Source organism: Neisseria uirgultaei, from assembly GCF_962719845.1.
In the GTDB taxonomy this organism is placed as follows: domain Bacteria; phylum Pseudomonadota; class Gammaproteobacteria; order Burkholderiales; family Neisseriaceae; genus Neisseria; species Neisseria bergeri.
In genome coordinates this window covers 91,935-104,839 of sequence record NZ_CAUIYF010000001.1, presented here as the reverse complement: position 1 = coordinate 104,839, position 12,905 = coordinate 91,935, and the positions used below count along the sequence as shown (strand labels likewise).

Genomic DNA, 12,905 nt, shown 5'->3' with positions numbered 1-12,905 from the left:
ATCAAATCGGTACTCTACCAAAAAAATAACTTATCCGCCTGAAGCCTTGGGAGACAGGGTCAGGTGCGGCTGTTCCAAATAAACTTCGGACTGCATCTCGACCATCCGGCTGGCGGTGCGGGTAAATTCTTCGGCAAAATCGCCTTCCGTGTAGATATGGTTGACATCTACCGCGCCGGTGGCACACAGTTTGACTCGGAAATCGTAGAGCACGTCAATCAGCCAAGTCAGCCGCCGCGCCTCCGCCTTTTCTTGCGGTGAGAGTTGTTCCAAACCTGAAACAAAAACCATTTCATAATGTTCGGCCAAATACAGATAGTCGGACTGTGAGCGCGGGCCGAAGCACAGTGCGCGGAAATCAAACCATATGGCACGGCCGGACTCGGCTTTGTGGGGAATTTCCCGGCCGTGGATGGTGCTGATGCCGGGGTTCAAATCGGTAATGCCTGTCATTTCTTTGAACAGTTTTGCCAGTTTTGCCTCATTTTCTTCATTGGCAGGCGTAAAGAAAATCTCGGCGGGGCGGAGGGTACGCAGCCGGTAGTCTTCCCCGCCGTCAACGTTTAAGACGGTCAGGCTGGATTCGATGAGCGCGATTGTGGGAAGAAAACTGCTCCGGTTTTGACCTTGCGGGTAGAGTTCGGAAGGCGCGTAGTTTGAAGTCGCCACCAAAACAACGCCCTCGTTAAGCAGATTTTCCAGCAGACGGCCTAAAATCATTGCATCCGCAATATCGCTGACATGAAATTCGTCAAAACACAATACGCGGGTTTCTTTGGCAATCTCGGCGGCAACGGATTTCAACGGGTTGCTTTCGCTTTTCAGGGCTTTCAGCCGCCGGTGGATTTCTGCCATAAAGGCATGAAAGTGGACGCGGCGTTTGCGGCGGTAAGGCAGACATCCGAAAAAAGCGTCCATCAGAAAGCTTTTGCCGCGTCCGACCCCGCCATAGAAATAAAGCCCTTTGGGGACTTGCGGGGAACGCAAACTCCTGCCTAAAAAACGGTTTCTTTTGCGTTTGAACATCATCAATTCGGTCCAAAGCCGATCGAGATGTTCGATGGCGGCAGCCTGTGCGTCGTCGCGGATAAAGTTGGGCAGTTGTGAGGCGGCTTGATACCAAGTCAGCGGGCTGTGGTTTTCAAACGGCGGGGCTTTAAAAAGTTGGTCTCTATTACTCATATTTAACCTTGTTATACTTCTTGCGGCGGAGAAAGAAAATGCTTACCGTCGGTATTATAAATGATTTCCTTCAAACTTGGCGTTTTCTGTGGAAAAGAATAATGACGCACACAGGGGGGTATAAGCAAAGGCGGCGTTTCAATATGGTGCAGATATGAGCCCAAATGCCTTTTATTTCAGGCTGCGTTTTAATATTGAAGGAGGACAGATGAAACAGATGGTAAATCGCAAAGCTGTTACGCCCTGTCAGCTTGGAGGAGGCGAAAACACAACAGGAACAGGTTGCTTATGCAAATTCGGCAACGAATAATGCGAAGCCTGGAAGTGAAGTAGGAAATACGGGCGATTTTAATGTTTGACCAATCAGGTTTTAAGCTCAAAAATGATACTGATCAAATCAAGGGCAGGGTTTGGTAATCCGTAGGGCCGGCTCCTTCAGGTTCAGACGGCATACGTTTATGCCGGCACTTCTTACCGCCCTCGTGCCGGCTATCCCAAACTGCTTTGAATACTGAACGCTCTTCGGTTTACTTCAAAAATGCGGCGTGATAAGCAACATGCTCACCAATAAAACTGGCAATGAAGTAATAGCTATGATCGTAGCCTTTGTGGAAGCGTACATCGGCCGGTTGATTTGCCGCACGACAGGTTTCGATAAAATCTTCGGTACGCAATTGTGTTGGTAAAAACTCATCTTCCAAACCCTGATCAATGCGCATACCTTGCACTTTATAGCCTTGTTGGATGAGCGAGTTGGCATCATATTGCTGCCATTTTTCGCGATCTCTTCCTAAATAGGCAGAAAAGGCTTTTTCTCCCCAAGGCACAAGGCTTGGCGACAAAATGGGCGAAAAGGCAGAAACACTTTGATAACGTTCCCGGTTTCGCAGTGCCAATACCAATGCGCCGTGTCCGCCCATTGAGTGTCCCATAATGGAACATTTGCCGTTGGTAGGAAAATGTTCCTCAATCAGACGGGGCAACTCGTTCAAAATGTAATCATACATTTGATAATTCGCCTCCCAAGGCTGTTCGGTCGCATTCAAATAAAAGCCTGCACCCTGTCCTAAATCGTAAGCGGTATCGTTCGGCACTTGCGCTCCGCGAGGGCCGGTATCGGGGGCGACCACAATCACTTGATGTTCTGCCGCATAACGCTGAAAGCCCGATTTGGTAATGAAATTTTGTTCCGTACACGTCAAGCCGGAAAGCCAATAAATTACACCAAGCGGTCGATTCTCCGGATTATCCGGCAAATAGACGGCAAATTTCATTTCGCATTGAAGCGTTTGGGCATGATGCGCCCAAACTTGTTGCGAACCGCCAAAAATTTGATGTTGTTCAATCAGTTTCATCGCATACCTTAGTAGTGAATAACGGCGCGGATCGATTTACCTTCGTGCATTAACTTAAAGGCTTCATTGATTTGATCAAGCGTCATTGTGTGGGTTACAAACGGTTCTAACTCAATGTCGCCTTTCATTGAATCTTCCACCATTTTCGGAAGCTCGGAGCGGCCTTTCACGCCACCAAAAGCCGAGCCTTTCCAAACACGACCTGTTACCAACTGGAACGGACGAGTTGAAATTTCTTGTCCTACGCCCGCTACGCCGATGATAATGGATTGTCCCCAACCGCGGTGTGCACTTTCTAATGCCTGACGCATTACGTTTACGTTGCCGATACATTCAAAGGTGTGGTCAATACCCCATTTATTGATGTCTAACAACACATCTTTGATCGGTTTATCGTAATCGTTCGGGTTTAAACAATCAGTTGCACCGAAGTGTTTCGCCAACTCGAATTTTGCGGGATTGGTATCAATGGCGATAATGCGGCCGGCTTTCGCTTGACGCGCACCTTGCACCACTGCCAAACCAATCGCCCCCAAGCCAAACACGGCCACAGAGTCGCCTTCTTGCACTTTTGCTGTGTTATGTACCGCACCAATACCAGTGGTAACGCCGCAGCCGAGCAAACATACTTGTTCGTGGTTGGCTTCTGGGTTGATTTTCGCCAGTGAAACTTCCGCAACAACAGAATATTCACTGAAAGTCGAACAGCCCATATAGTGATAAATCGGCTGACCTTGATAAGAAAAACGCGTCGTGCCGTCCGGCATTAAGCCTTTACCTTGCGTCTCACGTACCGCAACGCATAAGTTGGTTTTACCCGAACGACAAAACTCACACTCGCCACATTCTGCGGTGTAAAGAGGAATAACGTGATCACCCGGTTTTACGCTTGACACACCTTCGCCCACAGCAACGACCACACCCGCACCTTCATGTCCAAGAACCACAGGGAATACGCCTTCAGGATCGCTTCCTGATAACGTAAACGCATCAGTATGGCACACGCCGGTGTGGGTATTGCGGATTAACACCTCGCCTTTACGCGGCATTTCCACGTCGATTTCTACAATTTGTAAGGGTTGGTTAGGGGCGAATGCCACCGCCGCACGAGATTTGATGGTTGAATCGGTTTGTTTCATTTCCATTGTCTTTCCTCTTAATTCATTGACAAAACAGCCTTGCCTGAGCAACATAGCAACAGTTTACACTTTAGAGTTAACTCTAAAGCAAGTATTTTTTACTGTTTTTGTTTAGAAGAAGGGAAAATGACTTATACCACTGCCAAAGCCGCCGAAAAAATAGGCATCTCCGCCCACACTTTACGCTTTTACGACAAAGAAGGCTTGTTGCCTAATATCGGACGTGATGAATATGGTAACCGCTGTTTTACCGATAACGATTTGCAATGGTTGGGCTTATTGCAATGCTTGAAAAATACGGGAATGAGTTTAAAAGACATCAAACGCTTTGCGGAATGTACCGTCATTGGCGACAATACCATTGAAGAACGCCTTTCCTTGTTTGAAAATCAAATAGAAAATGTGAAGTGTCAAATTGCCGAATTAAAACGCTATTTAGATTTGCTTGAATACAAATTAGCGTTTTACCAAAAAGCGAAAGCATTAGGTTCGGTAAAAGCCGTAAATTTGCCGCAAATTCCTGAAACGGCTTAGTTTTAGTGCAATAAGCAGGATTTTTGTCCTGTTCGTAATAGAAATCAACAATTTGTTGTTTAAAAAGCGGATTGTAAGCAATGATAAAAAAATCCACGCTCTAATCCGTTGCTTGCTTGGCTCAAGGTATTGAAGCAGCGGATGAAGTTAAACCACAGAAAAAAACGCCGCTTGGAAGCGGCGTTTTGATGCTAAGGTTTAATTGGCATTTTCTTTTAAAGCCAAATCGACCCGCTCGCGCAATTCTTTACCAGGCTTGAAGTGGGGTACATGTTTTTCAGGTACTTCCACACGCTCGCCGGTTTTGGGATTGCGACCGATGCGGGCAGGACGATGGTTCAAATCGAAGCTGCCGAAACCGCGAATTTCGATGCGTTGACCTCGGGCAAGCGATCGGGTCATGGTGTCAACCAAGACTTTTACGCTGTACTCTACGTCTTTTGCCAGAAGATGCGTGCCGTTTTTGGCGGCAAATACTTCTGCTAAGCGAACCATTAACTCAGACTTTGTCATGTCTGCAACCTTATTCTTGCTCGCCGGAGAGTTTGGCTTTCAGCAGGTCGCCCAAGCTGGTGGTACCGGCATTCGCATTGGCAGCGGCATTGACGGAGTTCAGTGCTTCGCGGCTTTCTTTGGCATCTTTGGCTTTAACGGAAAGTTTGATGCTGCGGTTTTTGCGGTCAACGGTAACGATGACGGCTTCAACTTCGTCGCCTTCTTTCAGTTTGGTGGTCAAGTCTTCAACGCGGTCGGCTGCAAATTCGGAAGCAGGCAGGTAGCCTTCTACTTCGTCAGACAGGGCAACAACGGCACCTTTGGCGTCAACAGATTTCACGGAACCTTTAACCAAAGAACCTTTGTCGTTCACGCTGATGAAGTTGCCGAAAGGATCGCCTTCCAGTTGTTTGATACCCAAGGAGATGCGTTCTTTTTCCACGTCGATTGCCAATACGACGGCTTCGACTTCTTCGCCTTTTTTGTATTTGCGTACGGCTTCTTCGCCGGATTCGGTCCAGGACAGGTCGGACAGGTGAACCAGACCGTCGATGCCGCCGGGCAGACCGACGAATACGCCGAAATCGGTAATGGATTTAACTGCACCGGAGATTTTGTCGCCTTTGTTGTGGTTGGCGGCAAATTCTTCCCAAGGATTGGCTTGGCATTGTTTCATACCCAAAGAGATACGGCGGCGGCCTTCGTCGATTTCCAAAATCATGACTTCGACTTCGTCGCCCAGTTGTACGACTTTGCTCGGGTGTACGTTTTTGTTGGTCCAGTCCATTTCGGAGACGTGTACCAAACCTTCGATGCCTTGTTCGATTTCGACGAATGCGCCGTAGTCGGTCAGGTTGGATACTTTGCCAAACAGGCGGGTGCCTTGCGGATAACGGCGGGTCAGACCGCTCCAAGGATCTTCGCCCAGTTGTTTCATACCCAAGGAAACGCGTTGTTTTTCTTGGTCGAATTTCAATACTTTGGCTTCAACTTCCTGACCGACTTCCAAGACTTCGCTCGGGTGTTTCACGCGACGCCATGCCAAATCGGTGATGTGCAGCAGACCGTCGATACCGCCCAGGTCAACGAATGCGCCGTAGTCGGTGATGTTTTTGACGATGCCTTTGATGACGGAGCCTTCTTGCAGGTTTTCCAGCAGGGCTTTGCGTTCTTCACCCAAAGTGGCTTCCAGAACGGCGCGGCGGGAAACAACGACGTTGTTGCGTTTTTTGTCCAGTTTGATCACTTTGAATTCGATCTCTTTGCCTTCAAAGTGGGAAGTGTCTTTAACGGGACGTACGTCGACCAAAGAACCCGGCAGGAATGCGCGGATGCTGTTGATCATAACGGTCAGGCCGCCTTTGACTTTTCCGTTGATGATGCCGGACAGGATGTCGCCGTTTTCCATAGCTTCTTCCAGGGCAATCCAATCGGCTGCGCGTTTGGCTTTTTCGCGGGACAGTTTGGTTTCGCCGAAGCCGTTTTCGACGGATTCGATGGTAACGGTAACGAAGTCGCCGACTTTAACTTCAATTTCGCCTTGAGCGTTTTTGAATTCAGCTACATCAATCAGGGATTCTGATTTCAGACCTGCGTTTACGGTAACGAAGTTTTGGTCGATTGCCACTACTTCAGCGGTAATCACCTCACCCGGGTTCATTTCTTGCAGGGTAAAGCTTTCTTCCAACAGCTGAGCAAAATTTTCCATAGACATATATAACTCTTTTCGGTACACCGCCAAGGGGTGCGGGGTGGGTTGGTGGGTGTCTGCCGTCCTTGGCAGGGCAGACGGGTAAATAAGGTTTCAGACGGCATATGGGGGATTTTTATGCCGTCTGAAACATAATGTGGGCAATTATACCTGAAAATTTAAACTTTACGATACCAATCAAGCACTTTTTTTACAGTTTCTTCTATAGTCAGGCGGCTCGTATCCAAAAGCAGGGCATCGGGCTGTTGTTTCAGGGGGGCAACCTTGCGGTTTCGGTCTGCCTCATCTCTGGTCTCGATGTCGGACAGGATGCGCTCGAATGCTAAACCTTCGCAGGGGATGCCGATTTGTTTGGCGCGGCGTTCCGCCCTGATTTTGGATTCTGCTGTCAGAAAAATTTTGAGTTCGGCCTGGGGGAAGACGACCGATCCGGTATCCCGTCCGTCGGCAACCAGTCCTTTTTCGGTCAGAAAATCGCGTTGGCGTTGCAGCAGTGCGGCGCGGACTTTAGGCAACTGTGCGACTGCAGATGCGCCCATGCCGATGGCTTCTGTCCGGATGCCGTCTGAAACGTCTTCGCCGCCGAGCAGGATGCGGCTGCCTGAAAATACGGCGGGCAGTTTTTTTGCCAGTTCGGAAACATTTTCTTCATCGTGCCATTCCACGCCTTGTTTTTGTGCATATAGGGCGGTCAGGCGGTAGAGCGCGCCGGTATCGAGATAATCGTATCCCAATGCGGCGGCGACGCGGGCGGCGACCGTGCCTTTGCCCGATGCGCCCGGGCCGTCGATGGCGATCACTTTTTGTCTGTTCATAAGGGGGATTCCTGATGGTTTGGGGTATGGGTTTTGCCGTCTGAAGGATGTGTTTCCTGTTGGGGGCGGATTCTACCTGTTTTAAAGGATGATTGTCTAAGCAGACGGACCGCCGCCTGCCCGGAAGCGTCCGACAGAAGCCGGCAAGCCGGTTCGGATTCCGGCGTTGCGGGTATTGTGGCGGGCATCAATGCAATGCCGTCTGAAAGAGATATGACCTTCAGACGGCATCGATTGCTGCGGATTAGAACAGGTTGCTGACGAAAATCAGCAGAATCACCAGCGGCACGAGGTATTTCACATAGGCAAACCAGATATTGACCGTCGTATGATTGCCTTTATAAAGTAATTCGTCCTTCGCTTCGTCCTTCATCACGAAACCGACAAACAATGCCGAGCCGAGCGCGGTCAGCATAAACAAGATGTTGCCGCTGATGTAGTCAAAAGCGTCAAAAATATTTTTGCCAAATATGGAAACATCTTTCCACGGGCCATAGCTCAGAATGGACGGAATATTGCCGAAGATGAAGATGGCGGACAATACAATCGTGATTGCGGCGGTACGGCGGATTTTGGTTTTTTCCTGAATGGTCGTAATCAACACTTCATAAATCGTCAGCGAAGTTGTCAGAGCGGCAATCAGGAGCAGAGAGAAGAAAATCACGGCGAACACAGGTCCCGCCCACATATGCGAAAACACAATCGGCAAGCTTTGGAACACCAAAGTCGGACCGGAATCGGGGGCAACGCCGAAGCTGAAGAGCGACGGGAAAATCATAAAGCCAGCCAGTACGGCGATGATGGTGTTGGTAATTGCCGTAATGACTGCGGTTTGCACCAGATTTTCGTTTTTATCCAAATAGCTGGACAAGGTAATCATCACGCCGAAACCCAAGCTCAAGGCGAAAAATACTTGTCCCAAAACGAAGACGAACAGTTCGGTGGTAATCTTGCTGAAATCAGGCTTCAGATAGAAAGTAATCCCTTCCATTGCACCAGGCAGGGTAACGTTGCGTACGACCATCGCGATTAGGAACAAAAACAGCAGCGGCATCAGGTATTTTGCCGCTTTTTCAATGCCGCCGATAACGCCTTTAACCAAAATCCATTGGTTCACAACGACAAACAAGAAAGTGTAGAACGCAATTTCCCAAGGGCTGTTTTCAATGTGTTCGGTAAAAAAGCCTTTTGTAACCACACCGTCAACGGGGCTGGAAATATCCAGATTGCCGCCGATAATGTTGACGATATAGCTGATTACCCAGCCGCCGAGCACCATGTAATAAGCCATGATGCCGAACGCGCCGAGCAGCCCCATCCAGCCGACCAGTTTCCAAATTTTGGTAACGGGTTTGCCGTTCATCGAGCCGCCGAACGCATCCAGCGCGTTCACGCCTTTGCGCCGTCCGATGACGTTTTCCACCAAAATCATCGGGATGCCGATAACCAGCATCGCGATACAGAATAAAAACACATACGCGCCGCCGCCGTTTTCACCGACCAAATACGGGAAACGCCACGTCGCGCCGAAACCGACAGTCGCGCCGGCAACGGTAAGGATATAAGTCAAACGGCTGGACCAGGTTTGACGGTTGGTATTTGAAGGGGAAGACATATTGAAACCGTGCCCGATTGAGATAAAGCGGAAATTTTACACGTGATTCTTAACAGAAATTGACTGAATGTTTTTCAACTGTCTAGTGATTTTTCCTGAAAAAGGCATATATTTCAGTGAGTATTTCTGATAAGTATAAACCGATAAGGAAGAATCGAAGTTTATGAACAGATTAATTTGTTATTCTTATACATCGGTGTACGGAAGTGAAATTTTGTTGATTATATTAACGATAGTATTTTAATGGTGATGGAAGAGAGAGAGTTTGAAATAAAAAAACATCTATACCGTGAAGTATAGATGGTCAAACACATTACGGGGAAAACGTCTTACTCATAAGCCTGCTTGCACAGGCATTGCTCAGACAGGAGAATTATATCGCAAACCGGCTGTTTTTGAGTTAATTTCGGTTAAATGATTCATTTTAAAGGTATGTATTTGAATATAAGGAAATAATGGATTTTTTCAGAATTTGGGGCATCTGATAAATTTCCATTCCCCGGGTTTGAGGTTTCCTGTTTCCAAATGTGCGAATTGTCTGCGGTGAAGATGCTGCACGCGGTTGCCGGCGGCGGCGATCATGCGTTTGACTTGGTGGTATTTTCCTTCGGTAATGGTCAGCAGCAGGGTGGTCGGGTTTTCCAAAACGGCATCAGCGGCGCAAACGGTTTCATTTTCATCATGAAGCAGGACGCCGTTTTTTAGCGTTTCACAGAGCATTCCGTCAGCAGGATGCTTGAGTGTTACCTCGTATAATTTGGGAATCTTACGGCTCGGAGAGGTAAGGTTGTGATTCAGTTTGCCGTCATTGGTAATCAGTAATACGCCGGTCGTATCTGCATCCAGCCTGCCGACTGCCTGCATGTCAATATTGCGCATATTGTCGGGAAACAGGCTGAATATGCTGCGGTAGTGCTTGGGTTTATGTGAAGTTTCGTAATCTTCGGGCTTGTTGAGCAGGATATAGAAATAAGGTTCGGGAATAACGGTTACTGCTTCCCCGTCAATATCCAACGTTTCGACGGATGAGGAATCGATGTCTGCATCGGTGTCGTCCATGCAGGTTCCGTTGATGAAAACATAACCGCCGGCAATCAGCCATTGGCACTGCTTGCGGCTTCCTATGCCTTGATATTGCAGGTATTTGATGAGTTTCATGATGGTATGGGAAATGTGAGATGAAAAAGACAGGACTGAGAAAGTCCTGTCATGTGCCGTATCCGAATCAGCTTCCAATCAGTTTGACCCTCTGTCCCGGATTGATGGTGTTCAGGTTGGGATTGAGCCGGCGGATGTCGTCGATATGGATATTGAAGCGCACGGCGATACTTTTGAAGGTGTCGCCTTTGCGCGCGGTGTAGGATACTTTTTCAATACGGGTTTGGGCGGGGGCTGCCTGCGCCAGGCGGAGTACCTGTCCTTTTTGGATGGTGTTGCCTTTGATGTTGTTGGCGACAATCAGGTCGGCTACGCTGACGTTGTAGCGTTTGGCAATGTTGAACAGGGTGTCGCCTTCTACAACGCGGTGGATGCTGGCATGGAGCGGGGAGATTTCGGCTTCGCCGTCGGCAGCTTTGGCTACGCGCGTTTCCAAACGTGCCCGGCGTTTGCCGTCGGCGGCAACGGTATGTTGCGGAGATGAGGAAATGTTGTGTTCGGCAACTGTGTCAGGCGTGCCGATGACGGCGGAGATGGTTTCTTCAGCCTGCCGGCGTAGGTTGTTTCGGGCAACAAGCTGCATGAGTTCGTCTGCCGCCTGCATGTCGTTTTGGGGGATGATCTGCGCGAGTGTTGCGGTTTGGGTTTCAGACGGCATGGCGGTCTGTTTTTCGGTTTGAGGTTGCGCTGCGGCTGTCGCAAGGGCAGGTTCGGCAATACGGACAAGGGGATCGGGTTCCGTACGAACGGTTTTCTGCGGCAAAGGTGCGACGGTAATGTCCGCTGTCTGTGCGGCGGCGAGCCGTGCTTGGGCAAGGCTGATATTCATCATCCCTGCCGGCATATTGGAGAGGTAGGTGTCCGGCGTGTCGTCGATGTCGATGGCGGCAACGGACTCCGATGCCGTCTGAAGGGTTGCGCCGGTTTTGGCAATCAGGATGCTGTGTCCCGCCTTGACAAGGTTGCCGTTCAGGTTGTTGAGGCGTTTGATGTCGGCAACGCTCATGCCGGTTGCCGTCGATATGTCGGACAGGCTGGTTTTGGCGGCAGGCGTATAGACTTCCCATGAAAACAGGCTGTCGGGCGCGGCGTTGAGGTAGTTGCTTTGGAAGGTTTGGACGGACGCGGCAGGAAGCAGCAGTTTGCGTTTGTTTTTGGGGATGAACGCGGGGACGTTGAATGCCGGATTCAGGGCGAGCAGCTCGCTTTGCGTGATGCCGGCGAGCCGGGCGATGGCTTCGTTATCGATGGGGCGGTCCGGTTCGACTGCCTGAAAATAGGGTTTGTTGTCTATGTCGCTGATATTCATGCCGAAAGATTGGGGGGTGGCAATAATGTTGCGCACGGCGAGCAGCTTGGGGACATAGTTGCGCGTTTCGTTGGGCATACGCAGATTTTCGTAGGTCGGTTCGAGACCTTGAGCCCGTGCGCGGTTGATGGCGCGTCCGACGTTGCCTTCGCCCCAGTTGTAGGCGGCAAAGGCAAGAGACCAGTCGCCGAACAGTCCATAGAGGTATTGCAGATAGTTGAGTGCGGCATCGGTGGCGGCGTAAACGTCGTGCCTGCCGTCGTAAACCGGTGTTTTTTCCAAGCCGTAATGTCTGCCGGTAGCGGGCATGAACTGCCACAGGCCCGATGCGCCGACATGCGATTTGGCTTTGGTAACGAACGCGCTTTCGATGAAGGGAAGCAGGGCGGCTTCGGCGGGCATATTGCGTTTTTTGACTTCGTTGGCGATATGGTACATATAGGGTCGGCTCCGGTTGACGACCCTATCAAAATAGCTGCGGCTTGCGATGAATTTGCTTTCGTGGCGGCGCACCAGTTCGGGATTGACTTCGTCCATCCGGAAGCCTTGGCGCAGCTCGCCCCACAGGCTACCCGATTGGAAATATTGTTTTGTCGGGGGCAGGTCGAGTATTGAAGAGTTTAAGCGCATAATCGCCAAACCGATTTGGTGTGAAGAGGTGTTTTGGGCGTACAGTGGACCGGAACAGACGGAGAGGCCCGAGGCAGTCAGGACGATGGTTTTGAGTTTGGACATGATTTATATCGGCGGAATAAACATATTTTATCGTCCGATGGTACTGTTTGACTGAAAAAGCGTCAAGTTTTACAGGAACTTTATGCGGATTCGGAAATGGGCGGCCGATGTGTTTTTTGACAGAAACTCTGTTTGGAATAGAATATCGGTAGGCAATCTGTTTGAAACGGACGCAATATGGATGCATGGTTTGAAGATACGGCGATGGGGCGGTATGTTGCAAAATTGGAACAGGACTTCTTCGGGCGGTATCTGGATTCATACCGTTTTTCGGGAATGTGTGCGGTTCAGGTGGGCGGTAGGTGGCTGATGCCGTCTGAAGATGTTGTCTGTGTGCCGCGAGATATGTCGATGTCGGCGGAAAATATGGCTTTGGCGGATGTTTCTGCGGATATGCTGCTTTTCCCCCATACGCTTGAAGGCGGTGTTCCTTCGCAAATCCTGTCCGAGGCGCACCGGATATTGAAACCGTCCGGACGCTTGATGCTGACGGGTTTCAATCCGTATTCGCTTTGGGGATTCGGCCATTGGTTTGACGGCAAACGCCTGCCGGAGAAACGGTTTTGTCTGCCGCTGCCCGGGTTGAAAAGGCAGCTTGCGGATGTCGGTTTCGATATTGAATTTGGGAAATTTATGGTGTATCTGCCGCCTGTTTCGTCGCTCGGGCAAATACGCTTTTGGCAGTTTATGGAAAAGGCGGGCGACCGTTGGTGGCCGCAGTGTGCCGCAGTGTACGGTTTGGTTTTGGTCAAAAGGGCGGCGGGCGTAACGCCCCTGCCCGCGTGGGACGGGTATTTGGGCGGCAAAGCCCTTGCGGCGGGTGCGGCAAGGGTTGCGGATTAGGGACAACCGTCTTT

Annotated in this window: 11 protein-coding genes; 2 read left to right on the top strand and 9 right to left on the bottom strand. The window is 49.9% G+C overall.

Going from position 1 to position 12,905, the window contains the following annotated elements; translation table 11 throughout:
* Positions 1 to 30: 30 nt before the first annotated feature.
* The 3 genes from zapE to Q9J32_RS00460 all read right to left on the bottom strand — a co-directional run bounded on the left by zapE (position 31) and on the right by Q9J32_RS00460 (position 3,682).
* Positions 31 to 1,182, bottom strand: coding sequence for a cell division protein ZapE (gene zapE / locus Q9J32_RS00470; protein WP_301884560.1), 1,152 nt, complete (start codon positions 1,180 to 1,182; stop codon positions 31 to 33).
* 527 nt (positions 1,183 to 1,709) lie between these two features.
* Positions 1,710 to 2,537, bottom strand: coding sequence for an S-formylglutathione hydrolase (fghA, locus tag Q9J32_RS00465; protein ID WP_301884557.1), 828 nt, complete (start codon positions 2,535 to 2,537; stop codon positions 1,710 to 1,712).
* An 8-nt stretch (positions 2,538 to 2,545) separates the two neighbouring features.
* Positions 2,546 to 3,682: an S-(hydroxymethyl)glutathione dehydrogenase/class III alcohol dehydrogenase gene (locus Q9J32_RS00460; protein WP_439652133.1), complete on the bottom strand. Its 1,137-nt coding sequence runs from the start codon at positions 3,680 to 3,682 to the stop codon at positions 2,546 to 2,548.
* A gap of 120 nt (positions 3,683 to 3,802) precedes the next feature.
* On the opposite strand from Q9J32_RS00460, the gene Q9J32_RS00455 reads away from it, so the two are divergent.
* On the top strand, positions 3,803 to 4,210 hold the full coding sequence (locus tag Q9J32_RS00455; protein WP_107862753.1) for a MerR family transcriptional regulator: 408 nt from the start codon (positions 3,803 to 3,805) through the stop codon (positions 4,208 to 4,210).
* Positions 4,211 to 4,408: 198 nt separating this feature from the next.
* On the opposite strand, the gene Q9J32_RS00450 is transcribed toward Q9J32_RS00455, so the two are convergent.
* From Q9J32_RS00450 to Q9J32_RS00425, 6 genes are all read right to left on the bottom strand, one after another.
* Complete coding sequence (locus Q9J32_RS00450; protein WP_002213349.1) at positions 4,409 to 4,723, bottom strand: integration host factor subunit beta; 315 nt, start codon at positions 4,721 to 4,723, stop codon at positions 4,409 to 4,411.
* A gap of 10 nt (positions 4,724 to 4,733) precedes the next feature.
* Positions 4,734 to 6,419 (bottom strand): 30S ribosomal protein S1, encoded by a 1,686-nt coding sequence (gene rpsA / locus Q9J32_RS00445; protein ID WP_025457075.1) that lies wholly within the window; start codon positions 6,417 to 6,419, stop codon positions 4,734 to 4,736.
* Between the two features lie 155 nt (positions 6,420 to 6,574).
* Positions 6,575 to 7,231 (bottom strand): (d)CMP kinase, encoded by a 657-nt coding sequence (cmk, locus tag Q9J32_RS00440; RefSeq protein ID WP_107862751.1) that lies wholly within the window; start codon positions 7,229 to 7,231, stop codon positions 6,575 to 6,577.
* 244 nt (positions 7,232 to 7,475) lie between these two features.
* A complete protein-coding gene (locus Q9J32_RS00435) occupies positions 7,476 to 8,846 on the bottom strand; it encodes a sodium-dependent transporter (RefSeq protein WP_301884546.1) in 1,371 nt (456 codons plus the stop codon).
* A gap of 465 nt (positions 8,847 to 9,311) precedes the next feature.
* Complete coding sequence (locus tag Q9J32_RS00430; protein ID WP_301884540.1) at positions 9,312 to 10,004, bottom strand: 16S rRNA pseudouridine(516) synthase; 693 nt, start codon at positions 10,002 to 10,004, stop codon at positions 9,312 to 9,314.
* 67 nt (positions 10,005 to 10,071) lie between these two features.
* Positions 10,072 to 12,048, bottom strand: a complete 1,977-nt coding sequence (locus Q9J32_RS00425; protein ID WP_301884539.1) for a lytic transglycosylase — start codon at positions 12,046 to 12,048, stop codon at positions 10,072 to 10,074.
* A 177-nt stretch (positions 12,049 to 12,225) separates the two neighbouring features.
* Here Q9J32_RS00425 and Q9J32_RS00420 point away from each other — a divergent pair, with 177 nt between their 5' ends.
* Positions 12,226 to 12,891 carry a class I SAM-dependent methyltransferase gene (locus tag Q9J32_RS00420; RefSeq protein WP_301884534.1) on the top strand — a complete coding sequence of 222 codons (666 nt, stop codon included), beginning with the start codon at positions 12,226 to 12,228 and terminating at the stop codon, positions 12,889 to 12,891.
* Positions 12,892 to 12,905 lie beyond the last annotated feature (14 nt).

Coding starts and splice junctions, on each gene's coding strand:
- zapE (WP_301884560.1), bottom strand. CDS start 1,182: ATGAGTAATAGAGACCAACTTTTTAAAGCCCCGCCGTTTGAAAACCAC.
- fghA (WP_301884557.1), bottom strand. CDS start 2,537: ATGAAACTGATTGAACAACATCAAATTTTTGGCGGTTCGCAACAAGTT.
- Q9J32_RS00460 (WP_439652133.1), bottom strand. CDS start 3,682: ATGGAAATGAAACAAACCGATTCAACCATCAAATCTCGTGCGGCGGTG.
- Q9J32_RS00455 (WP_107862753.1), top strand. CDS start 3,803: ATGACTTATACCACTGCCAAAGCCGCCGAAAAAATAGGCATCTCCGCC.
- Q9J32_RS00450 (WP_002213349.1), bottom strand. CDS start 4,723: ATGACAAAGTCTGAGTTAATGGTTCGCTTAGCAGAAGTATTTGCCGCC.
- rpsA (WP_025457075.1), bottom strand. CDS start 6,419: ATGTCTATGGAAAATTTTGCTCAGCTGTTGGAAGAAAGCTTTACCCTG.
- cmk (WP_107862751.1), bottom strand. CDS start 7,231: ATGAACAGACAAAAAGTGATCGCCATCGACGGCCCGGGCGCATCGGGC.
- Q9J32_RS00435 (WP_301884546.1), bottom strand. CDS start 8,846: ATGTCTTCCCCTTCAAATACCAACCGTCAAACCTGGTCCAGCCGTTTG.
- Q9J32_RS00430 (WP_301884540.1), bottom strand. CDS start 10,004: ATGAAACTCATCAAATACCTGCAATATCAAGGCATAGGAAGCCGCAAG.
- Q9J32_RS00425 (WP_301884539.1), bottom strand. CDS start 12,048: ATGTCCAAACTCAAAACCATCGTCCTGACTGCCTCGGGCCTCTCCGTC.
- Q9J32_RS00420 (WP_301884534.1), top strand. CDS start 12,226: ATGGATGCATGGTTTGAAGATACGGCGATGGGGCGGTATGTTGCAAAA.